Consider the following 23945-nt stretch of genomic DNA (forward strand, 5'->3'; position numbering starts at 1 on the left):
GCTTCTGGGTTGACGTTTCCGTGTTTCGCGCACTCTGTAGCAGCTTCCGCCTTCCCTGTAGCAGCTTCTGGGTTGACGTTTCCGTGTTTCGCGCACTCTGTAGCAGCTTCCGCCTTCCTTGCAGCAGCTTCCGCGTTGAAGTTTCCGTGTTTCTGCTATACATGTAAATAAAATGCCGCTTTCTAGAGGTAGTAGATGGAACCATTCACTGCTGGTGCGATCGCCATTGGGACTGTGATTGCGACTAAGGCTTTGGAAAAAACAGGCGAAAAGGTAGGTGAAACTTTATGGGATAAGACTGGTCATTTCAAACATCCTCTCAAGAATGTTCGCCATTTCATTTATTGACAAAAATCTATACAAATCGTAGAAAATAATAAATAAGCTTGATGGTTGGTGATTTAATCAATATTTAGTTACTAATCTTGATAGCAACATCTCTTTTAGAGCTTGAGTTATATTTCATTCATTCCTAGAATTAGTAAACTGGCATACAATCTAAAATTCCGCTTTGCTGTATCTGCTATTTTTCAGGGGGAATAAACCATGAGCCGTCCAATTATTCTTGGTATTGTTGGTGACAGTGCTGCTGGTAAAACTACGCTGACAAAAGGGATTGCTCAGGTACTTGGCCCAGAAAATGTCACCATCATCTGTACAGATGATTACCACAAGTACGATCGCAAACAACGTGCAGAAATTAAGATTACAGCTCTCCATCCTGACTGCAACCATCTGGATATTATGCAGCAGCATCTCTCGCTGTTGCGGACTGGTCAACCTATTCTCAAGCCAGTTTACAGCCATAAAACTGGTACTTTTGAGGCTCCAGTGTATATCAAACCCAACAAATTTGTGATTGTAGAAGGATTGCTTGGCTATTCTACGCGTGCTGCTCGTGATTGCTATGATGTGAGAGTTTACCTTGCACCTCCTGAATCTCTACGTGCTAGTTGGAAAGTCAAGCGAGATACACAAAAGCGCGGATATACAGAAGAACAAGTACTAGCAGAGTTAGAAAAACGAGAACCAGACTCAGAACAGTTTATCAGACCACAACGGCAATGGTCAGATATAGTCGTGAGTTTCTATCCACCCAGCGATGAGACTAATAACACCAACGGACATCTAAATGTGCGTTTAGTATTGCGTCCCACAATTCCGCATCCAGATTTTACCCAAATTCTCGATATTGGTAATAGTAGCATGTCTGCCACCCGTCTAGGACTAGATCGGGATATGGGTAAACCAGTCGATGTCCTGGAAGTTGATGGTCATACAACTTTAGAACAAGTCAACAAACTAGAACATTTGATTTGTGCTGATATGCCATATTTAAAGAACGTATGCGATCGCGAGAGTAATCCAGAGATAGGCAAAGTTGCTGGTACAACTGGCGAAACAATCCAGAGTTATCCCCTCGCCATCACTCAGCTTCTGACAACCTATCACATGCTCAAAGCAACACAGATATATCAATAAGTTGATGATTGATTGTTCCAAACAACAAAATTTTATCCAATAGACATAGATTTTGAGAGCTAAAAAGGGATTACTAGAGTATCGATACTCTTTATGCTATTATTCCCTTGATCTATGACCTATAGCCTCAGAATTGCTGATATGCCAGAGACAGAGCGTCCACGGGAACGCTTGATGGCTCATGGTGCGAAAATTTTATCTACTGCTGAATTATTAGCAATTTTGCTTGGCACTGGTCAAGGTGCAGGAAAACTTTCGGCTGTGGGTTTGGGACAATATATTTTGCATGAATTGAGTAAATGCGATCGCGAACCTTTAGCAGTGTTACGAGACATCAGTGTTGCTGAACTCATGCGAATTCCTGGTATCGGTCCAGCCAAAGCAACAACTATCTTAGCTGCGATTGAATTGGGCAAACGTGCCTTTCAATGTCGCCCTGCGGATCGTACAGTTATAGATAGCCCAGCAGCAGCAGCTGCTGCTTTGAGTCAAGATTTGATGTGGCAAAATCAAGAACGTTTTGCAGTTGTTCTATTAGATGTCAAAAATCGTTTGTTGGGGACACAGGTAATTACTATTGGAACTGCAACCGAAACCCTCGCACCTCCTGGTGAGATTTTTCGAGAAGTGATTCGCCAAGGTGCAACGCGGTTGATAGTAGCACACAATCATCCTTCCGGTAATCTTGAACCCAGTAGCGAAGATATCGAACTCACTCGTAAATTGTTAGCAGGAGCGAATTTTTTAGCTATTCCCTTACTTGATCATCTGATTTTGGGTAATGGCAATTATCAGAGTATACGGGAAATTACAACTTTGTGGGATGAGTGTCCCCAACAAGAGTAAAACACTAAATTAAAAACTAATAATTAAGCTTTTCATACCGCCAAAAAATAATTTTTTTGGCTAATAGCTAAAGTCAGATTTATCTGACTAAGAGAATGTTTTAGTCTGTTGAAACGGACTTGTGCTATTAGACTGAGAATTTATTCTCTAGCGGGATATGGGCTTGGTGCAAGATCTCAGGCGATCGCGTCATCTACCATGGGGCGATCGCCAATTCTATCAGTCAAAATAACCACTATATTTCCGAGAATAAAACATCTTCGTAAACCTGCACAACAGAACAAGAAAAATTCACGCTGGTTAACTCTAAATCTTGATTTTCTCTATAGCTGTAAAGCACCCATCTACCTTCAGAATTGCGTCGAAAACAATCAACACGCTGGCGAGTTTGACTGATTAAAACATATTCTTGCAATGTTTTTAATTCTTGATAATCATTAAATTTATCACCCCGGTCAAAAGCCTCTGTCGATGGTGATAAAACTTCTATAATTAAGCTGGGATAACATTTGAAATATTCAAATTTTGTATCTCGTTGGTCGCAAGTGACCATAATATCAGGATAGTAGAAAATATTCAGCGTTTCGATGCGTGTTTTCATGTCAGCAACGTAAACACGACACCCCGTTCCTCGGATGTGATTTCTAAGCAGAGTAACTAAGTTAGCTGTAATTGTGACATGAGCATCACTTGCACCGGACATTGCATAAATCTGCCCTTGGATATACTCGTGTTTAATCGGGCTAGATTTTTCCGTTTCGAGGTACTCTTCTGGGGAAAGATAGGGATGAGATTGACTAAGAGTCATCAGATAACTCCAGTACTCCAGTTCTATAGCTGTAGTTTAATCTGTAGTTTCTCAAAAAGGACATGCGATCGCACTATATGTTGCTTTTTCCAAAACTAAATTGCATTAATTCGTAGCAAATTATCTATAGAAAAACTCTGCGTCCCTCTGCGTTTAAAAACATCACAATTCTACGCAAAACTATACTTGGTCTTCAAAGATTTTTTTAAGCGGGCGGCGGGAATCGAACCCGCATCAATAGCTTGGAAGGCTATGGTTTTACCACTAAACTACGCCCGCAAATTTCCAACCTAAATAACATAACACAGCCTTAGCTAAAAATCAAGACTAGCGACGCTCTATTTTTACACGTACTACTAAGTTACTTTGGGACGGCTTGCTGCCATCTTGGTTTCTAGCAGGATTAAATGAGACATTTTGGAAAAGATCAATCAAGAGTTGCTGATATTTAGTTTTCTTCACTTTTAGTTCTTCAGGAGTCATATCTATAATATCGACTGCTGGGTTGCCGTTAGCATCACGAGTAATTAACTTGCCATTTTGATCAATTGCTAAGGAAACGAGCAAATCTACATTATCCAAATCCGGTTCACTGCTGATAAAACTTACAGGCAATTCTTTTGTATTCTCTCCCACAGGTTGAGCCAAAATATCTGGTGGTACATCTTGTCTGACCATACCTTTTTGGAGTAAATCAATCATTTCATCTCTAGAAAAAGCATTCCAAGTGGCGACTAGTCCTCCATCACTTTGAGTCTCATCAGGTGACAATGAGGGTGGTGGCTGTATTGATGGATTTAATGTTGGTAGTGAAGTTGATTTTCCTAGCGAGATATTAGTATCTGGTTGTTTTGGAAATTGAGAGTTGATTGGCGAATTTGTAGAAGGTGAAGTATCTGTGGGAGGTGTTGTAGCGTTTATATCTGGTGATAAAGCTTGATTTTGTTCATCTGGGATGGGATTTTCTGATTTTGAGGTTGGGATATCTGTCTGATCAGGAGGTGGTGTCGGAGGTATAGTATCAGGCTGTGGCGTTGCAGGTGTAATCTCAGGCTGTTGAGTTTGGAATGACGGCGTTGCAGGTGTAATATCAGGCTGTGGAACTGCTGATGACTCTGGTTTAGGTGTAGGGGGAATGCTAGGTGTAGATTTCGGTTGTGTCGTTAGTTGAGGTTTTGCAGTTTGTTGCTGATTAACAGTTGGTTTATCAGAGGGTTGCTGAGGTGGAAGAGAGGAATTAGGGTTAGAAGCGATCGCTGTTTTTTTGTCTATCAAAGCGATCGCATCTTCATCAGTTACAGCAACGGATTTTTGAGTATTTGATGATGACTGGGGTGAACCAGGTTTTGCTTTAGCTTGTGTCTGAACTTTTGAACGTCCTGTTGGAGAAACTTCTATGATTTCAATCGGTATAGCGCTATTAGTCGAGTTTTGCTGTCGTATAAGGCTCAACTGATATGAATATGAGCGCAAAATCCAAAATGCAACCAAATGTATTGCTACTGAACCCGTAATTACAGCGATCCACAAACCCGGAGGATCGCTATGTCGGCGATTTGTCTGTGATGGAATTGGTTTTTGGTTAGCAACCGATTTTGTCATAATTTTGCTGCAAATTGTCAAGAGTCCATTGTCAAGAGTCAAGAGTCCCAAGTTTTTGACCAATGATCATTGACAATTTTAGCGATTAGCTGTCAACTCTGATGTAAGATTAAAGTAAAACTCAAAACTGTTTCGTCTATTCCTTTTAGTTCTAGCGGACTACCTTTAATAATTTCTTCTTCTTGTAAATAATCTGCAACCGCCGCAGAGACTAAGACACCACCAGGATTAGCTGCTTGCTGTAATCTTGCAGCGATATTGACGCTGGGACCAATGGCTGTATAGTCGGCGCGTTCAGAGCTACCAAACATACCGACAACAGCTGTACCTTGGTGGATACCACAGCGAAATTGTACGCTTTCACTTTTAGTCGAATCAAAAATACCCTGTTCTCGCCAGTGTTCGTTTAACTTTTCGAGCGATCGCAGCATCGCCCTAGCTGTATTCACCGCACGTCGCACTTGTTCGTTAGGTGTTAGCTCTTCTGGCGCTCCAAATAAAGCTACAATAGCATCTCCCATAAACTTATCTACCGTACCACCGTTATCAAATACCGCTTTTGTCATCACTTCTAGATATTTATTGAGCAACTCAGCCACTCGGCGTGATCTTAGAGTATTTGCTAGCTGGGTAAAACCGACAATATCACTAAATAAAACTGTGATTAAGCGCGGTTCCGGTCGTAAATCCAGAACCAAGTCTCCTGCTGCGGCTTTTTCAACCAAAGCAGGTGGTAAAAAGCGTTTTAATACGGATTCTGTCAAATAAGTATTTAATTCTACCACTTTGCGTTCATTTGCTTTCAACGCTAAAAGATTACGCACTTCTGCTAAAAGTTCACGGTCGTTAAATGGTTTAGCTAAATAAGCATCTGCGCCTCTTTCTGTACCTGTAATACGAGTTTCTTCATCAACTTTTGCTGTCAGTAAAATGATTGGTGTTCCTTTTAATTTCTCGTCGTTGCGGATCATCCGAATCATTTCCAGACCTGATACTATGGGCATCATTAAATCACTCACAACCAAGCTGGGTGAAATTTCCTGAGCAAGTCGAAACCCTTGTGAACCATTATCAGCTGTCCGTACTTGGTAGCCATCAGCGCGGAGTATACCAGATACATAAGCTCGTAAATCTGGATTGTCGTCTACAACTAGGATATAAGGGCCTTTTGCTGCTTCTGTGGAGTCTAATTCCCAGTTCCTAGTCCCTTCTTCGAGCAATTCCAAATCAACCAATTCCACAACAGCACGGTTGATATTGGCTTCCACAGCTGCTTCTGATACTTGATCTGCGCTTAAGTGACTACTACCAGGAATCAACCAGACGCTAAAAGTAGTACCTTGACCATAAACTGATTTTACGGTTACTTTGCCACCGTGAAGTTCTACTAATTCTTTAACTAAAGCCAAACCTAATCCTGTTCCTTCATAGGAACGGCTTTCTGAGCCTTCAGCTTGGCGAAAACGTTCAAATAGAAGGGGGATTTGTTCCGGTAAAATGCCAATACCAGTATCCTCTACTGTCAAAATGCAATGTCCATCTTGAGATTGCATAACAACAGTAATCATGCCACCTTCAGGAGTAAACTTCATGGCATTAGACAAGAGATTGTAAACCACCTTGTCAAATTTTTCCATGTCTAAGTAGACTTTTGGACATGTAGCGATTTTGGTAACAAGGCGCAGTCCTTTTTTTTCGCAGTAAGGACGAAACGACTCGATAATTTGGCTGACAAATTCGACTAAATCACAGGGACGAAAATTCGGTTGCATCCGACCTGCATCTAAGCGTTGCAGATCTAGCAGTTGGTTAACAAGTCTTAACAAACGCCGGGAGTTACGTAGAGCGATCGCACTTTGTTCGTAAGATAAACCCTCTTGAGAAGAAACTGCTGTCTCTAGTGGCCCTTGAATTAAGGTAATGGGGGTACGAAACTCGTGGGAAATATTTTGGAAAAATTCGGTTTTTTGTTTATCTAATTCCAGTAAACGTTCGGCTTGTTCGCGGGTTTTTTGGTACAAGTGAGACTGTTGGACTGCGATCGCTGCTTGTGCTGCTACTGCTTTTGCCAACTCTATTTCCGAAGTCACCCACTGGCGACATTTTACACCTTCTCTCAAGGTAATACTACCGATACTTTTCCCCTCAGCTAACAGGGGAACTACCATCAGTGAGCGGGCTGGTAATCGCAAATGTAGATCAAAACCTTTGGTTTCTGGTGGACACTGGCTCATATCTGAAATGATCACTGGTTCTTGTGTCCGTAACATTTGTTGCAAAATCGGATTGCCTTTAATTGGCGCTTGAGACTGGGGTAAATTGTGAGTGTTGACATTCTCAATCTTTTGGGAATGATGAGTCCCTAAGTCTTCAGAACGATCATACAAACCGACGCAACGAACAAACTCATCATCTTGTGTCCACAAAGACAGCACACAGCCATCAACTTGTAAAGCTTGTCCTAATTTTTGGGTAATAGCAGCAAAAATATCATGTGGGTCTAAACTAGAGCGAATAGCACTGGTAATTGTATTAATCAGAGCTTCCCTTTGAGCAAGCGCGCGTACTTGCTCGTAAGCATGAGCTTGAGACAAAGCCAGAGCAGCTTGATCTGCTACCATCATCACCAACTGCACTTCGTCATCACTCCAGACACGAGGTGCATGACACTGGTGGAGTGCTAACACAGCCATTAGTTCTTGTTGGCAAATCAGTGGTACAACCAAGCTAGAGCAAATATTGGCTTCAATAAAAGCAGCAGCACGCGATCGCAACTCAATAAGATCCCCTTGAATACGTTCATCACTAGCTACATCATGAATTACTTGTACTTCACGAGTTTCCCAAATTGTCTGAGACAGCAGAGGTAATGGAGTTTCAGAAGACGGAATGACTGGTGAAAGACGTGGTGATGCGGAGAGTATTTCATCTGTATTCGCAGTAATTGTGTGTTCTTCGCAACCTAGTATCCCTGTTTTTTTCTCTACTGGCTTTTGATAAATAAACCCTTCATCAACTAATTGATTTTCTTGGAAAGGACGCAAGAGGCAAACATCTACCTCCAACATATGTCCTACCGTATCAACAATTGTTTGCAAAATTTGCCGATAATCTAAAGCGCTGCGAATCGTATTCGTGACAGTGTTCAACAGCGATTCCTGGCGAAGAGTGCGGGTTAGTTCGCGAGTACGGGCTTTGAGGACATTGTGGGTATCTAAGGCTTGACGTACTACTGCTTTGAGTTCCTCTGCTTCCCAAGGTTTGGTGACATATTTAAATACTTTACCAGAGTTAATCGCGTCTACCAGGTCTTCGACATCGGTGTAGCCAGTCAAAATTATCCGGATGATATCTGGATACTGAGTTGCTGTCAGGCTTAAAAATTCTGTACCACTCATCATTGGCATTCGCTGATCCGAGATGATTACTGATACATCTCCCTCCTGCGCCAACAGCTCCAATGCGGCTGGTCCAGAACTTGCTCTCAACACCTTATAATCACGATAAAAGGTGCGATAAAGCAAATCTAAGTTGTCAAGTTCGTCATCAACAACCAAAATTTTAGGCTTACTGTTTGCTTGGGATTTCATGCACCGCTTTCCTGCTGCAAAGGCAGTCGGATAAACAATAATCTGATTCAGATAAAGATGAAACTGACTCAGGTAAGAGCAGAGCATTTCGACTCCATAAGCCGTTTGCCCATATGACTGTCACTCGTGAGAATATTTGTTTACAGCCATCTGTCTCTATAAAATTATGCCGATTATTGTTTGCTTTGGTACACCCCAATTAATTTGATTTTGACTATTATTTTCACAGAATTTGTATTTACTAGCCAAATTTCTGCTCACTTGCGACGAGAACTGTTTTATCTCATGTACAGCAATCCAGGTTGATTGAACAATCCAACTGAAGCTGCACATTAATTTTTCCCGCCGTAGCATCAACACTAACACTCTTGGGTAAATTTTATTTATAACAGTCATTTTCGAGTCAGTAATCTCACAATAACTTAAGATTCAAGAGCAAAGTATACTATTAGACACATATTTATTTACAATTTAGCCATTACAATTATGTGCTAGACAAGTGGTAAAAGAATAGAAAAGAGGAACAGGGGACAGGGGACAGGGAACAGGGAACAGAGGAAAGATAATAAAGGATATTGATCTATTGTCCCAATCCCATTACCCCTTATCCCCTCCAGGGGGTCTTACCTTCCCCAATCCCCGTACTCTGTGAGAAGCCCTTCACCCTTCGCCAGGTGCTTTATGCCGGGCGGGGTAGACGCGTAGCGGCTTCTGAAAGTACCCGTCCACCGCACTGGCTCACTGCTTGCGCGTCTACGCGTAGCGTCTCCTCTGGAGAATCCCTTATCCTCAATCCCCAATCCCAAACACCAGTTATTTTAAGTTTTCACATACTTTAAATGGTGTTTTAGGATATTTGAAACGATTTTTATTCAATCAATTCACTACGTAATTAGCCTTGACACCCTGGTTTTTCCAACAATCCTATCAACCACCTGTCACAGCAGCATCAGCTGAACAAGCTTCCTGTCGATTTCAAGTCCGTGCAGCTACACCTGCTGATTTGACTAGTGTTGCTCAAATTATTGCTGAAAGCTTTCACTCCCAAAATGGTTTTTGGGCATGGGCATTTCCTTTGCTACGCTTAGGTATATATGAAGATTTAAGACACCGACTAGTATCATCTACATCCCACCATGTTTGTTTGGTTGCTATTGACACCGCAGCCAATACAGCCAATAACTTAGTCGGTACTTTGGAGGTAGGTGTACGCTACAGTGATTCTTGGACAGAGGTTGGCAAAGGTTTGCCTTACCTGTCTAATTTAGCAGTTTCCTCAAAGTACCGTAGACTGGGCGCAGCTTCTCAATTACTTCAAGCTAGTGAAAAATTTGTTCGAGAATGGGGATTTGAAGATTTATATCTTCATGTTTTGGAAAATAATCATCAGGCACGACAACTCTATCTCAAGTTCGGATATCGAGTGCATAAAGTGGAGTCTAATTGGAATATATTATTTTTGAGAAACTCTCGGCAGATATTATTGCATAAACATCTTGTACTAAACTCCAGTAGCTAATTTTTAAGTTGTCAGTAACTCAACCCTAAAGGGATTGAGCTTGCAAGAGAAATCAAGCAAGCTGTGCTGACCAGTCTAAGTACCTTGCGTACTACGTTTTTTGAGTCAAGACACCCTGGAATGCGTACGCCCCCGGCGTTGCCGAAGGCTAGCTAGTTCCTTGCCCTGTCATTTGCAATTAAACAGTTTTAAAGTCACTGAAACAGTGTTGCAAGTCTAAAAAGCTCTTAAAACATTGACGAAGCTAACATTACCCTGAAAAGGAGGGACTTTATGTCCAAAGTGTTTGTTATTGATTTAGAAAAACGACCATTAGATCCAGTTCATCCAGCACAAGCGAGGCAGTTATTACGAAACAAAAAAGCAGCAGTTTTTAGACGTTTTCCTTTCACAATTATCCTGAAAGACTCACAGGCGTACGCACCAGTTCAACCAATAAGGTTGAAAATTGACCCAGGTGCAAAACACACAGGTATTGCATTAGTTAACGATTCAACTGGTGAAGTTGTCTTTGCTGCTGAGTTAAAGCATAGAGGCTTTGCTATTAGAGATGCTTTAACCTCTAGACGGCAATTAAGACGCACTAGAAGAAACCGCAAAACTCGTTACAGAAAACCACGCTTTTTAAACAGAACACGTTCAAAAGGATGGTTAGCACCAAGTTTACAAAGTCGTGTTGAAAATATCAAAACTTGGGTTAAAAGATTACGCAAACTCGCACCAATTACAGCTATTAGTCAGGAATTAGTACGCTTTGATATGCACTTGATGCGTAACCCAAATATTCAAGGCAAGGAATATCAACAAGGCACTTTAGCTGGATACGAAACCAGAGAATATCTATTAGAAAAATGGGGTAGACAATGTGCTTACTGCGGTGTCAAAGACGTTCCACTGCAAATAGAACATATTCACCCTAGAGCTAAAGGAGGTTCTAATTCTATTACAAATCTCACTCTAAGTTGTTCTAAATGCAACACCAAAAAAGGCTCTAAAGATATTAAAGAATTTCTCAAAAAAGACCAAACAAGGTTAGAGAAAATCTTGAAACAAGCGAAACGACCTTTGGCAGATGCCGCCGCAGTTAACACAACTAGATTCGCTTTACTTGAGGTTTTGAAATCGGCAGGTTTACCAGTAGAAACAGGTTCCGGTGGATTAACAAAGTTCAATCGTAGTCAACAGAATCTAGAAAAATCTCATTGGTTAGATGCTGCTTGTGTTGGGAAGTCAACACCGATTCTCAACATCAAAGAAATTAAACCATTATTAATCACTGCTAATGGTCACGGCTCTAGACAATCTTGTAGAACTGACAAGTTTGGTTTTCCTTCTAGATACGTTCCAAGATTCAAATTTGTTAAAGGATTTCAGACTGGTGATATCGTCAAAGCTGTTGTCGGTAAAGGCAAAAAGATAGGTGAATATGTTGGGCGAGTTGCTGTTAGGACTACTGGTAGTTTCAACATCTCTACCAATAATGGATTAGTTCAAGGAATTAGTTACAAATACTGTTCAGCAATCCACAAAAAAGATGGTTATGGTTACGCAAATTAAAAAGACCACGGTGGTTAAAACCACTCGTGTCGCTTCCCTCTCAGGTCTAAAGACGCTGAGTTTCCCGCATACCGTGAGGTCTTATGAGTGTCCTACAAGAGGAAAGTCACGCATTCACGCATATTTAAATTTATTCGTTATGAGTTTCTACTCAAATCCTGAGTTTGATAATTAAACTTAATGTATTACTAAATTTGTCAACGCGGACAATAATTTGGCAACACGGACATTAATCTGTCAACGCGGACATAATAATTTGGCAATCGACACTTACCAAAGCCAGCAGTCGGATTTGAACCGACGACCTTCCGATTACAAGTCGGATGCACTACCACTGTGCTATGCTGGCGTAGCTTTGATGAAGTTTAACATCGAGCGTTGCACTAATTTTTGATTTTACCATAAGGTAGCTGATTGTCAACTATTAATATTGTATGTTGGGGATTGGGCATCGGGCATGGTCAACCACTAACCAACAATAATCACCAACAACCTACTGGTCTATCGCACTTAAATTATAGTTGGTGTGGTCGAATACGACTTTTTCTACCAAAAGGATGATGAAATTTTTGAGGAAATAGTAAATTTTGTCGTGGTTTATATCACTGATACCATCAATCAACTAATATAAACATCAAAGTTGCCTCAAACTATAGATGAGATACAGAAATATTTGGTAGAGTTTTAGAATGCTACTTCTTGCACGGCAGTGTACAGAACAGGGAAGATGTAGTTTTTCTTTACAAACGAGAAGCATGGCATTGTTGAGCGGACGAGATTTATTAAGTCTGGCAGATCTCACTTCCCAAGAGGTCAGAGAACTCCTGCAAATGGCAATCCATTTGAAATCTCAACAGTTAAGTTTACGATGTAATAAAGTTTTGGGACTGTTGTTTTCTAAAGCTTCTACTCGCACACGAGTGAGTTTTTCCGTGGCGATGTATCAACTGGGTGGACAGGTAATAGATTTAAATCCAAATGTCACACAAGTGAGTCGCGGTGAACCTGTGCAAGATACTGCTAGGGTTTTGGATAGATATTTGGATATTTTAGCAATTCGGACTTTTGCACAACAGGAATTAGATATTTTTGCAAATTATGCCAAGATTCCTGTTATTAATGCTTTAACTGATTTGGAACATCCATGTCAGGTTTTAGCAGATTTATTGACAATTCAAGAGTGTTTTGGCGATTTATCTGGGCTAACCTTGACTTATGTGGGTGACGGGAATAATGTCGCCAATTCTTTACTATTGGGTTGTGCGTTGGTGGGGATGAATGTGAGAGTAGCAACACCAAATGGATTTGAACCAAATGCAACAATTATTGAAAAAGCACGAGCGATCGCCAATAATAAAACCCAAGTAATTCTCACCAATGATCCTGAAACCGCAACCAAAGGCGCCCATGCACTATACACTGATGTTTGGGCAAGTATGGGTCAAGAATCAGAAGCAGACGATCGCCTCCCCATTTTTCAACCCTATCAAATTAACGAGCAGCTATTGAGCATTGCCGACCCACAAGCGATCGTTTTACACTGTTTACCAGCCCATCGTGGCGAAGAAATTACTAATGGAGTGATTGAAGGTTTACAATCAAGAGTTTGGGATCAGGCCGAAAATCGTATGCATGTGCAGAAAGCTTTGCTTGCTAGTATCTTAGGAGCAGAGTAAATAAATCAAAAGTTAAAAGTCTAAAGTCTAAAATTTATAAGTTCAACTTTTAACTTTTTATTTTTACCTTTCCATAAGGGGGTTTTTTGTAGTACTAATGTTCTAAGGAACCATTTATTTTTACCTCCCTACAAATTTATGGAAAGACTAACTGAAGCGCAACGAGAACTTTACGATTGGTTAGCAGAATTTATCCGAGAACGTCAGCATTCTCCTTCAATTCGGCAGATGATGGAAGCTATGAATTTGAAGTCGCCAGCACCAATTCAAAGCCGTTTAGAACATCTCCGCACGAAAGGATACATCGAATGGAGTGAAGGAAAAGCACGAACAATTAGAATTTTACATCCATTAAAGCAAGGTGTACCGATTTTAGGGACAATTGCTGCTGGTGGATTAATAGAACCCTTCACCGATGCTGTCGAACATCTCGACTTTTCAAACATTTCCTTACCACCCCAAACTTATGCTTTGCGGGTAGCAGGCGACAGTATGATCGAAGATTCAATCGTTGATGGAGATTTGGTCTTTTTGCGTCCCGTACCGGAACCAGATCAACTTAAAAATGGCACAATTGTTGCTGCGAGAGTAGATGGATACGGTACAACATTAAAACGATTGTACAAAGACGGCGATCGCATTATTCTCAAACCAGCCAATCCTAAATACAACCCCATCGAAGTACCAGCCATACAAGTACAGGTACAAGGTTCCCTTGTTGGTATCTGGCGTACTTATAGTTAAGGGGATCGGGGATCAGGGATCAGGGATCAGGAATTGGGAATTGATAGGACATTGGTGTTTTGTTTATCCCCTTCCTTGTCCTCCTTGTCCTCCATGTCCCCCTTGTCCTCCTTGTCCTCCTTGTCCCCAATCCCCAATCCCCTATCAATGTATTTGACACAGCAAAAAGTCCGACCACTAAATACTTTCACAACCACAGTTAATAAACCTTCGGAAAAGTATCGCCTGAAATTACCATTTGCAGGTGAAAGTAAGGGTAATTATCAAACTCAGCAACCATTACCAGGATGTCCGCAAATGCCAGTATATCTGCAATTGCGACCATATCAGCGTCAAGCTGTGAATAATTGGTTTGCTAACAACGGCAGAGGTACACTGAAAATGGCAACAGGTAGTGGTAAAACAATTACTGCACTTACTGTTGCTTGCGAGTTATATAAACAGATTCACTTACAAGCATTACTGGTAGTCTGTCCCTACCGTCATCTTGTCACTCAATGGGCGCGAGAATGTGAAAAATTTAATTTACAACCCATCTTAGCTTTTGAGAACTTACGCAGTTGGCAAAGTCAACTTTCTAGTCAACTTTATAATGTTCATTCTGGTTCACAACCATTCATCACAGTAATTACCACTAACTCCACTCTCATTGGTGATGGATTTCAATCTCAACTCAAATATTTTCCTGAAAAAAGTTTAATTATTGGTGATGAAGCACATAATTTAGGCGCACCCAAATTAGAAGAAAGTTTACCCAGGCGTGTCGGTTTGCGTCTAGCTTTATCTGCAACACCAGAAAGATATTTTGATGAAACAGGAACCCAATCTGTTTTTAATTATTTTGGTTCGGTTCTCCAACCAGAATTTACTTTAAAAGATGCTATTAATCAAGGTGCTTTAGTCCATTATCTTTATTATCCTATCTTGGTAGAATTAACTGAAGCCGAAAGCCGTACTTATGCCAAAATTACCCAGAAAATAGGCAAGGCTTTATTGTATAGAGAAAAAGAAAATCAATATTCAAATTATTTTGAAGATAATGAAGATTTAAAGCCATTGTTAATGCAAAGAGCCAGATTAATTGGTGCAGCAGCAAATAAGCTAGAGGCGTTGCGTGAATTAATGGCTACTCGTCGCGAAACAACTCATACTTTGTTTTATTGTAGTGATGGTTCTCAAGAAACAGGACAGCGTTCCAATTTGCAACAACTTAAAGAAGTTGCCAAGATCTTAGGAGTAGAATTAGGCTATAAAATCAACACCTATACAGCTCAAACTTGTTTAGAAGAAAGAGAAATTTTACGCCGTCAATTTGAAAGTGGAGAATTACAAGGTTTAGTCGCAATTCGCTGTTTAGACGAAGGTGTAGATATTCCAGCAATTCAAACTGCTGTAATTTTGGCAAGTTCTGGAAATCCTCGTCAATTTATCCAACGACGCGGACGAGTTTTACGTCCTCATCCTGGGAAAGAACGAGCAACAATTTTTGACATGATTGTTTTACCACCAGATTTAGACAGAAAAACTTTAGAAGTGGAACGTAATTTATTAAGAAAAGAATTGCGACGCTTTGTAGAATTTGCTGATTTAGCAGATAATGCTGGTGAAGCCAGAATTAAATTGCTAGATTTGCAAAAAAGGTATGGGTTATTGGATCTTTGAAGGGAACGGGGATTGGGGATTGGGGACAAGGGGGACAAGGAAGACAAGGAAGAATTATTTAACAAATCTCTTCTCAATGACTAATGACTAATGACAAAATAATGAATAATCAACCTAATAATATAGATGATGTTCAAGAACCAATAATAACTGCTCCTCCAGAGGTTAGGCAAATTATTGAACAAGTATGGCAATTAGAAAAAAGCAGATTGAATAAAAAAAGTAATAGCCATATAAATGATGATATTTTAAGGATAGTGAAGGATGCTGTGCGATGAAGTTAATTTCTATTAAAATATGCAACTTTCGCTCCTTTTATGGTAGGACTCCAGAAATAATTCTGGCTCATGGAAATGCTAGCAACACAACAGTAATTCATGGGAATAATGGCTCAGGTAAAACTAGTTTTTTAAACGCATTTACTTGGGTGCTTTATGAAAAATTTAGTGCGGCTTTTTCCTCCGCAGAACAATTAGTAAATAAGCGTGCGATCGCAGAAGCAAAAATTGGACAACCTATCGAATGTTGGGTAGAAATTGTTTGGGAACATGATAATAAACGCTACCGCATCAAACGCGCTTGTCGGGTTTACAAAAATGAAAGTGATTTTGAACCCGGTAAAACAGAATTGAGTATGTGGGTCGGTAGAGATGATGGTTCGTGGTATTTTGTCCCACCTCATCAAAATCTAGAAGATATCATCAATCAAATTTTACCTAACAGCTTACATCAATATTTCTTCTTTGATGGAGAACGCATAGAACATATTGTGCGTTCTGATAAAAAAGCTGAAATTGCTGAAGCTACGAAAATATTATTGGGAGTTGAGGTAATTAATCGCTCAATTAGACATTTAAGCGAAGCCAAGAAAACCCTAGAAAATGAATTAAAAGTTATTGGTGATTCTGAAACAAAACAGTTGCTCAAACAACAAAGCAAAATCGAGCAAGAAGTTGAACAAATTAATAATCGCCAAACAGAAATCAAGCAAGAACTAGAATATCAGCAAACTATCAAAAAAGAAACTAGTAATCGTTTACGAGAACTTAGCGCTGCTAAAGAAGTACAAGAAAGACGACAAACTTTAGAATCACAAAAAGCTCTCAATCAAGAAGAACTGAAAAAAAAGTGGGAAACACTGAAAAAAACAATTTCCACACGTGGCTATACTGTCTTACTCTTAGAAACTACAGTACAATTTAGAGAAATTTTCGCAAATTTAAAGCAACGTGGTGAATTAACTCCTGGAATTTCGCGAGAATTCTTAAATAATTTGCTCGATTCTCAGCTTTGTATTTGTGGTGCGGAATTACATGAAGGGACTCATTCCCACACAAATGTTAAAATATTGCTAGATCAAGCAGGTTCATCGCTAGTAGAAGAAACTGCGATTCGGATGAATGAACGAGTTGATGAAATTGATAAACAAGCAATTGGGTTTTGGGAAGAAGTTGATCGAGAACAAGTAGGAATTAATCAGTTAAGACAAATCATATCTCAAATCGAAGCAGATTTAGATAGCATCCAAGAACGATTGCGAAAAGATCCCAGTGAAGAAATTCGCAATTTACAAAAGCGTTTAGATGAAATAGAAGAGAAAATTACTGATTTAACCTTAGAACAAGGTGCTAATCAGCAGCAAATAGCTAACAATAAAACCGAAATTGAAACCTTAAATAAACAAATTACTAGACAAAAATTTAACGAAGAACGCCAAGCACTAGCACAACGCCGGATTGCTGCTACCCAAGACGCAATTGATAGATTAAATTTAGTCAAAGCACGCCAAGAACAACAATTTCGCTTGCAATTGGAAAAGCGAGTCCAAGAAATATTTAGCGAAATTTCATTTACACCTTATATTCCCAAAATCAGCGATAAATACGAATTAATGCTAGTAGAAAATACAGTAGGTATAGAATCACCAGTTGCTGCTTCCACTGGTGAAAATCAAATTCTTAGTTTATCTTTTATCGGCGGAATTATCGACAGGGTAAGAGAATGGAGTCAAAAAAGAATGTTGATGGTTCCAGATACTAGTACCTTACCAATTGTCATGGATTCACCTTTTGGTAGTTTGGATGTGATTAATCGTCGTCAGATTGCCAGGGTAATTCCTAAATTAGCAAATCAATTAGTGGTGTTAGTAACTAAAACCCAATGGCGAGGTGAAGTGGAAGCAGAAATAGCCGAGAGAATTGGTAGAGAATATATCTTGGTTTACTATTCCTCCAAGCCTGATTGCGAACAAGATTATATAGAATTGGGAGGAGAAAAATATCCTCTTGTCAGACAAAGTCCTAATGAATTTGAGTATACAGAATTTATTGAAGTGAACCGCAATAATCTAGCATCTTCTTGAAAGATATCTCCACGAATGAATTTAATTTTGCTTAACTACTCTTAAGATGCACATTGCGTGAATTTTGATACAGCCAGGGTTTTAGAACTCTCGAAAAATGTACTTCTTTCATTCGTTACAAGAGAGGTTTAATACTTTTGACTTCCTCCTTGTGGGGCGCTTATCTGGGAGAACTTCAGTTAAACAAAATCTCATTACGATTAGTTGCACCTAGTTGTGGAATATAATTAATACCTAAGTGAGGCGTGAGAACACTAGGAACGCTTTGAGCTATTTGGAGTTGCTTGAGAAGATGTTGCAGAAACTTATCCTGTTCAGAGCGGAATGTGGGTACATAAGGACCACGGTTAATGATCGCGAACCAAACCAAACCGCGATCGCGTGTAGGCATGACTCCCGCTAAAGCACTCACATCGTTAAGAGTACCAGTTTTAATCACAGTAGCAGCAGGAATGTGTCGGGCGTGCAGTGTCCCTCGGTGATCGAACCCAGAAGTAGGAAATAAGTCTGCTAAATTTAAGCCATGTGTAAGTGCTTCTTGTTGAAGTGCCATGAACATCGCACAAACTGCTCTGGGAGAAATGCGATTTTCAACTCCTAACCCGGAACCATTGATTAACTGAATTTCGGACTCTGGAACCCTGGCTAATTGGGCAGCTGTTGACTGGACAACAAAATGACCTCCCACCAAATCTGCTAGCATTTGTGCGATGTCATTGTTGCTGAAAACATTCATCTCCTTAATGATTTGCTTTAAAGGCAAAGAGTAATGACGCACCAGTAAAGTTTGTTGTGGGTTTGGTTGTGCTTCCACTTTCACAGTACCTGCGATCGCAATTTGGGGTTTTGGTGTACCTTTAGGCATTCGTGAGTATTGAAAAGTAAGTCCACGAGTCCAGGTAGTGTGATTAAATGCTTGCTTGAGTAACTGTCCTGCTAACAGTGGGTCTCGTTGGAAATTCATGGCGAAATTACCAGTAATCACTAAATTACCTTGGACTCGCTTGATTCCCATTTTGTTGAGAGTATTACCAACAGCGATCGCTTCTTCCCAAACAAATAAAGGATCGCCACCACCAATAATGACTAAATCACCTTTTAAGACTCCATTTTGTATTGGTCCAGTAGCGCTGACTAAAGTTTCAAATTTATGGTTTGGCCCCCAATTTTTAAAAGCAACTAAAGAGGTCGCTATCTTAGTTAATGAGGCAGCAGGTAAAGGAATTGTACCTTGATGATTTGCCATCAACATTGGCCCTGACTGTATCCAAATCCCTTGACTTTGGACTGTGTTAGCTGCTACTAATTTTGATGTTGCCAGCCCTTGAAGATACTGTTGGACTGTAGTGATTCCAGTTGGATTTGGATCAGGGGCGACAATTAAGCTAGGACTACTTTGCAAAGTCAAAACATCTATAGGTTCCAAAGGCTTGATGTTTACTCCAGCCATCTCCAGCCACATTGAAACTAAACCTGAACCAATTAATTCCAGCATGATTCACTCCTCGTAATTTCTGCAAAGATGCTACTGCAAGCAAAAAGCTGTAAAGCATTTATTTTAGGCTTTTTAGCTCTTTTTTACTGCATAGTTAATTTTGCCAAGCTGCACTTTATCATTGTTTCTGTAAGATTTTATCTCAGTACTCAAACCTGTTCCCTTTGAGTCAAAATGTAGATTACTTTCTTTTCCAGTTCTTCGGAAAATCAACTTCAAATCAGGTAATTTTTCAATATAGGGAACACAAGTGTGGTGCATTGGGCATTAAGTATAGCTATAAACTACTACCAAGCAATAACCAACTATAAATCAATAAAGTCTCAAAAAATCAGTCTAGTACGTAATTTATTCAGTATGTATAGGGTGTAATTCATGTTATGTTGGGCTTGTTAGTTGCTTGGTTGAAAGTAGGAAAGACAAAAAATAAAGGATAAGGTAAATATAAACACTAGGGTTTATCCTGAAGTTGATTTGATACTTTATACTTTTTTCTTATGTCTTGAATTGACGGATGCAATTTAGCAGACACCAATCTACTACTTTCAGCAAAGGCATCTGGTAAAATTTGTAAGGTTTCTAGAAGCTCTGAGCAATGGGATCGACTTGCGTACGAATCGCAATTGACGCAATGGGAGGGGATCACGCCCCCGGTGAAATCGTCGCTGGCGCACTACGAGCTAGGGATGAGTTGGGTGTGGAAGTATTATTAGTGGGTGATTCCCAACAAATTGAAGCAGTGCTGCCACCAAAGACCAATTTGGGGCAGGTGCAGATCGTTCCGGCTGAGGACGCGATCGCTATGGATGAGGAGCCTTTAAGCGGCGTGAGACGCAAACCCAAGGCTTCAATTAACGTGGCGATGGATTTAGTCAAGCAGGGGCAGGCAGATGCCGTGATTTCTGCCGGTCACTCAGGCGCAGCAATGGCAGCAGCATTGCTCCGCTTGGGACGACTGCCGGGAATTGATCGCCCAGCAATTGGTGCGGTGTTTCCCACAATGATAGCAAGCAAGCAAGTACTGATACTTGATGTCGGCGCTAATGTAGACTGCCGTCCCAAATTTTTAGAGCAGTTTGCTGTTATGGGGTCGGTTTATAGTCAGTATGTCTTGGGTGTTCCGGAACCAAAAGTGGGTTTATTGAACATCGGTGAGGAAGACTGCAAAGGCAATGATGCCGCTGTTCGCGCCCATCAACTGCTACGGGAGAACTCTCAGATTGCCTTTGTTGGCAATGCCGAAGGACGCGATGTACTCTCTGGTGAATTTGATGTCATCGTTTGTGACGGCTTTGTAGGCAATGTCTTGCTGAAATTTGCCGAAGCAATTGGAGAAGTAATGCTGCAAATTGTCAGAGAAGAATTACCCCAAGGATTGCATGGTCAACTCGGTACAGCAATTTTAAAACCCAACCTGAAGCGGATTAAACAGCGGATGGATCACGCTGAACATGGAGGTGCTTTGCTTTTAGGTGTAGACGGTATTTGCATTATTGGTCATGGCAGTTCTCAAGCACCTTCAATTTATAATGCCATTCGATTAGCAAAAGAAGCCGTTGATCATCAGGTGCTGCAAAGAATTCAATCTAAATATCAAAGAAAATCCTCCGGGCAACTGTTGCCCGAAAACAGTCAATAGTCAATAGTCATTGGTCATTAGTCATTGGTCAAAAAGCAAGACAAATGACAAATGACAACTGACAAAAGACAAAAAGCCAATAGCTTGGGAGAACCCGGAGTGCAAAACTTAGGAATCGCAATTACAGGAAGTGGTTCAGCAGTACCAGCTACTTTTCTGGATAATCAAAGACTCACAGAACTGGTTGAAACATCAGACGAATGGATAACTACAAGAACAGGAATTCGTGAACGGCGTTTGGCAAAAGCAGGTGAATCTTTAACAGAACTTGCCACTATTGCTGGCAGTCAGGCGATCGCCATGGCTGGAATTACACCACAACAGTTAGATCTGATTTTACTGGCAACTTCCACGCCCGACGACTTGTTTGGCAGTGCTTGTCAAATTCAAGCCAAACTAGGAGCAACAAGAGCAGTAGCATTTGATATGACAGCTGCCTGCTCAGGCTTTATATTTGGATTGGTAACAGCGGCCCAATTTATCAAAACTGGTGTATATCAAAATGTTTTGCTCATCGGAGCAGATATTCTCTCTCGTTGGGTAGACTGGCAAGATCGACGTACCTGTGTGCTGTTTGGTGATGGTGCTGGAGCGGTAGTATTGCAGGCAAATGAGAGCGATCGCTTACTGGGATTTGAACTCAGAAGTGATGGCACTCAAAATGATTGTCTCAACCTTCCCTATACACCTGACACTACAGAACTACTCCCAGGAGTTGTTGTTGGTAGAGGTAACTTCCAACCCATAACCATGAATGGCAAAGAAGTTTACCGCTTTGCTGTCCAACAAGTGCCAGAAGTCATCGATAAAGCCTTATTTCGTGCAAACCTCAGCATTGAGGAAATAGACTGGCTACTATTACATCAAGCTAATCAGCGTATTCTTGACTCTGTTGCCCAGCGCTTGAATATTCCGGAACAAAAAGTTATTAGTAATCTGGCTTACTATGGCAACACCTCTGCCGCTTCTATTCCTCTTGCCTTGGATGAAGCAGTGCGGCAAGGTAAAATCAAACCCAATGATATCGTCGCTGCATCAGGTTTTGGTGCTGGACTAACTTGGGGATCTGCAATTTTTAAATGGGGACGATAGAAAAGTCAAAAGTTAAAAGTCAAAAGTTAAAAGAAATGATGGTTCTTCATTACTTGTTATGCTAAAAACGTCTATAAATTAGCTCATATCCCTTGCTGGGCAAGAAAGACAGCTTTTAGTCTTGACGTTTTAGCTTTTGGGACAAAATCTAGGTTGTAACTGCCTGAAAGCCTTTATTTTAAAGGCAAATCCCTAATTTGAGTTTAAAATTTAGCATAACACCTACGGAAGAGCCGAAATGATTCCTCTTTTTACTTTTTACCTTTGACTTTTTACTTGCTTTGAACCTTAATTCTTGACACTTGACTGTTGACTAATGACAAAAACTGCATGGGTATTTCCCGGACAAGGTTCCCAATCATTGGGAATGGGAACAGATTTGATACATCTACCTTTAGCAAAGGAAAAATTTGCTCAAGCCGAAGAAATTTTAGGCTGGTCTGTTATTGATATTTGTCAAAATGATGCCGACAAGCTATCACATACTCTCTACACTCAGCCTTGCTTATATGTGGTAGAAAGCATTCTTACTGATCTCCTACGAGAAAAAGCACAACCAGATTTAGTTGCTGGTCACAGTTTAGGAGAATATATTGCTCTTTACGTTGCTGGCGTGTTTGAGTGGTCTGCGGGATTACGCTTAGTAAAACGCCGTGCTGCACTGATGGACAGTGCTGTTGGTGGTATGATGGCAGCTTTAATGAATTTTGACCGGGAACAACTAGAAAAAGTCATTGCCGAAACCCCTGATGCAGTTATCGCAAATGATAATAGCCCTGCCCAAGTTGTAATTTCTGGCACACCCACAGCCGTGCAAGCAGTCATATCTCAAGTGAAGGCAAAACGTGCAATGCCTCTTAAAGTCTCTGGTGCTTTTCATTCACCTTTGATGGCAGAAGCTGCAAACGAGTTTCAAGAAATCTTAGCCTCAGTAGAATTTCATAAAGCCACAGTACCAGTTTTATCTAATGTTGAACCAACTCCAGCGACAGAAGCAGAAGTTTTAAAACAACGTTTAATCCAACAAATGACAGGGGGAGTACGCTGGCGAGAAATTGCACTGGCATTACCAGAAAATGGAATTGATAGAGTCGTGGAAATTGGCCCTGGTAACGTATTAACTGGCTTGATTAAACGTACCTGCTCAAATTTGGTTTTGGAAAATATCCGTAATTTAGCTGAATTACCTGTTTAGCTTTTACTGCCTTTTGGAGAAGCGATCGCGAATAATTATGATTCAGGGGCGAGGCGATCGCACAATTATAATCATCAATTTCTATGACCTACTGAAACTTCAGTGAATTCCGAAATTAGATAAATTACGGGTGTAGTTCTAAGCTGTTTACAACTCAAATTCACTGAATAAGCTTCATGAGTCAAGTGACGATCAAAAAAATGTGGCTTTGCGGCTTTTGCATATCCTTATTAGCTGTCGGTTGCACAAACACTAATTCTAGTAGTAGTGAAGCCAAAAACAACAGGCAAACAAATATTCCGAAAGAAGTCATAACGTCCAGCACTAATGAGCCGTCAAAAGGCGAATTGTACAACCGAATTGAAGAAATATCTCGTACTGCTCAAGGGCGCGTAGGGGTTGCAGCCACAGTGCTGGAAACGGGAGAATCAGTCGCTTTGAATGGGGATCAACGTTTTCCGATGCAAAGCGTTTATAAATTTCCCATTGGGATGGCTGTGCTGGCTCAAGTAGACCAAGGAAAGTTAAAGCTAGAGCAGAGAATTCGTGTTGAGAAAAGCGATTTCGTCTCAGAACGTCAACATAGTCCGATCCGAGACGAGCATCCGCAAGGAATAGAACTAAGGGACTTCCAAAAAATAAAATATACACTTTTAATAATGATAATCATTGTAAG

General features: G+C 40.5%; 18 protein-coding genes and 2 tRNA genes. 14 read left to right on the forward strand and 6 right to left on the reverse strand.

Annotated elements, in window-relative coordinates; translation table 11 throughout:
- Positions 1-195: 195 nt before the first annotated feature.
- The 3 genes from AC5JMK_RS26755 to radC all read left to right on the forward strand — a co-directional run bounded on the left by AC5JMK_RS26755 (position 196) and on the right by radC (position 2328).
- Positions 196-348 (forward strand): hypothetical protein, encoded by a 153-nt coding sequence (locus tag AC5JMK_RS26755; RefSeq protein ID WP_495911371.1) that lies wholly within the window; start codon positions 196-198, stop codon positions 346-348.
- 198 nt (positions 349-546) lie between these two features.
- Entirely contained in the window at positions 547-1482 is a 936-nt protein-coding gene (locus tag AC5JMK_RS26760) for a phosphoribulokinase (RefSeq protein ID WP_096676520.1), read from the forward strand.
- Positions 1483-1596: 114 nt separating this feature from the next.
- The gene (gene radC / locus AC5JMK_RS26765; protein WP_096676519.1) at positions 1597-2328 is read left to right on the forward strand and encodes a RadC family protein; all 732 of its coding nucleotides are present in this window, start codon (positions 1597-1599) and stop codon (positions 2326-2328) included.
- A 235-nt stretch (positions 2329-2563) separates the two neighbouring features.
- On the opposite strand, the gene AC5JMK_RS26770 is transcribed toward radC, so the two are convergent.
- The 4 genes from AC5JMK_RS26770 to AC5JMK_RS26785 all read right to left on the reverse strand — a co-directional run bounded on the left by AC5JMK_RS26770 (position 2564) and on the right by AC5JMK_RS26785 (position 8328).
- Complete coding sequence (locus AC5JMK_RS26770; RefSeq protein ID WP_096676518.1) at positions 2564-3136, reverse strand: Uma2 family endonuclease; 573 nt, start codon at positions 3134-3136, stop codon at positions 2564-2566.
- Positions 3137-3344: 208 nt separating this feature from the next.
- A tRNA-Gly gene (locus AC5JMK_RS26775) sits at positions 3345-3415 on the reverse strand.
- A gap of 48 nt (positions 3416-3463) precedes the next feature.
- Positions 3464-4738, reverse strand: coding sequence for a hypothetical protein (locus AC5JMK_RS26780; protein ID WP_096676517.1), 1275 nt, complete (start codon positions 4736-4738; stop codon positions 3464-3466).
- Positions 4739-4830: 92 nt separating this feature from the next.
- Entirely contained in the window at positions 4831-8328 is a 3498-nt protein-coding gene (locus AC5JMK_RS26785) for a response regulator (RefSeq protein WP_495911374.1), read from the reverse strand.
- Between the two features lie 898 nt (positions 8329-9226).
- Between AC5JMK_RS26785 and AC5JMK_RS26790 the strand changes: the two genes are divergently transcribed.
- Together AC5JMK_RS26790 and iscB are read left to right on the forward strand one after the other, a co-directional pair.
- Positions 9227-9847: a GNAT family N-acetyltransferase gene (locus tag AC5JMK_RS26790; RefSeq protein WP_096676514.1), complete on the forward strand. Its 621-nt coding sequence runs from the start codon at positions 9227-9229 to the stop codon at positions 9845-9847.
- Between the two features lie 273 nt (positions 9848-10120).
- Positions 10121-11404, forward strand: coding sequence for an RNA-guided endonuclease IscB (gene iscB, locus AC5JMK_RS26795; RefSeq protein ID WP_495911372.1), 1284 nt, complete (start codon positions 10121-10123; stop codon positions 11402-11404).
- Positions 11405-11681: 277 nt separating this feature from the next.
- Here iscB and AC5JMK_RS26800 read toward each other — a convergent pair.
- A tRNA-Thr gene (locus AC5JMK_RS26800) sits at positions 11682-11753 on the reverse strand.
- A 406-nt stretch (positions 11754-12159) separates the two neighbouring features.
- On the opposite strand from AC5JMK_RS26800, the gene argF reads away from it, so the two are divergent.
- The 5 genes from argF to AC5JMK_RS26825 all read left to right on the forward strand — a co-directional run bounded on the left by argF (position 12160) and on the right by AC5JMK_RS26825 (position 17848).
- Positions 12160-13080, forward strand: a complete 921-nt coding sequence (gene argF, locus AC5JMK_RS26805) for an ornithine carbamoyltransferase (protein WP_096676512.1) — start codon at positions 12160-12162, stop codon at positions 13078-13080.
- A 138-nt stretch (positions 13081-13218) separates the two neighbouring features.
- Positions 13219-13824 (forward strand): transcriptional repressor LexA, encoded by a 606-nt coding sequence (gene lexA, locus AC5JMK_RS26810; RefSeq protein WP_096676511.1) that lies wholly within the window; start codon positions 13219-13221, stop codon positions 13822-13824.
- Positions 13825-13971: 147 nt separating this feature from the next.
- Positions 13972-15486 (forward strand): DNA phosphorothioation system restriction enzyme, encoded by a 1515-nt coding sequence (locus AC5JMK_RS26815; protein ID WP_096676510.1) that lies wholly within the window; start codon positions 13972-13974, stop codon positions 15484-15486.
- An 83-nt stretch (positions 15487-15569) separates the two neighbouring features.
- The gene (locus AC5JMK_RS26820) at positions 15570-15764 is read left to right on the forward strand and encodes a hypothetical protein (RefSeq protein WP_096676509.1); all 195 of its coding nucleotides are present in this window, start codon (positions 15570-15572) and stop codon (positions 15762-15764) included.
- Complete coding sequence (locus tag AC5JMK_RS26825) at positions 15761-17848, forward strand: AAA family ATPase (protein WP_096676508.1); 2088 nt, start codon at positions 15761-15763, stop codon at positions 17846-17848. The genes AC5JMK_RS26820 and AC5JMK_RS26825 overlap by 4 nt, the downstream gene beginning before the upstream one ends.
- A 175-nt stretch (positions 17849-18023) precedes the next feature.
- On the opposite strand, the gene AC5JMK_RS26830 is transcribed toward AC5JMK_RS26825, so the two are convergent.
- On the reverse strand, positions 18024-19343 hold the full coding sequence (locus AC5JMK_RS26830; RefSeq protein ID WP_096676507.1) for a D-alanyl-D-alanine carboxypeptidase: 1320 nt from the start codon (positions 19341-19343) through the stop codon (positions 18024-18026).
- A gap of 595 nt (positions 19344-19938) precedes the next feature.
- Here AC5JMK_RS26830 and plsX point away from each other — a divergent pair.
- From plsX to AC5JMK_RS26850, 4 genes are all read left to right on the forward strand, one after another.
- Positions 19939-20982, forward strand: a complete 1044-nt coding sequence (gene plsX / locus AC5JMK_RS26835) for a phosphate acyltransferase PlsX (RefSeq protein ID WP_096676505.1) — start codon at positions 19939-19941, stop codon at positions 20980-20982.
- 99 nt (positions 20983-21081) lie between these two features.
- Positions 21082-22074, forward strand: a complete 993-nt coding sequence (locus tag AC5JMK_RS26840; protein WP_096679036.1) for a beta-ketoacyl-ACP synthase III — start codon at positions 21082-21084, stop codon at positions 22072-22074.
- 316 nt (positions 22075-22390) lie between these two features.
- On the forward strand, positions 22391-23269 hold the full coding sequence (gene fabD / locus AC5JMK_RS26845) for an ACP S-malonyltransferase (protein ID WP_096676504.1): 879 nt from the start codon (positions 22391-22393) through the stop codon (positions 23267-23269).
- Positions 23270-23445: 176 nt separating this feature from the next.
- The coding region (locus tag AC5JMK_RS26850) for a serine hydrolase (protein ID WP_495911373.1) at positions 23446-23945 on the forward strand (500 nt) is incomplete at its 3' end.

The organism is Pelatocladus sp. (assembly GCF_059505505.1).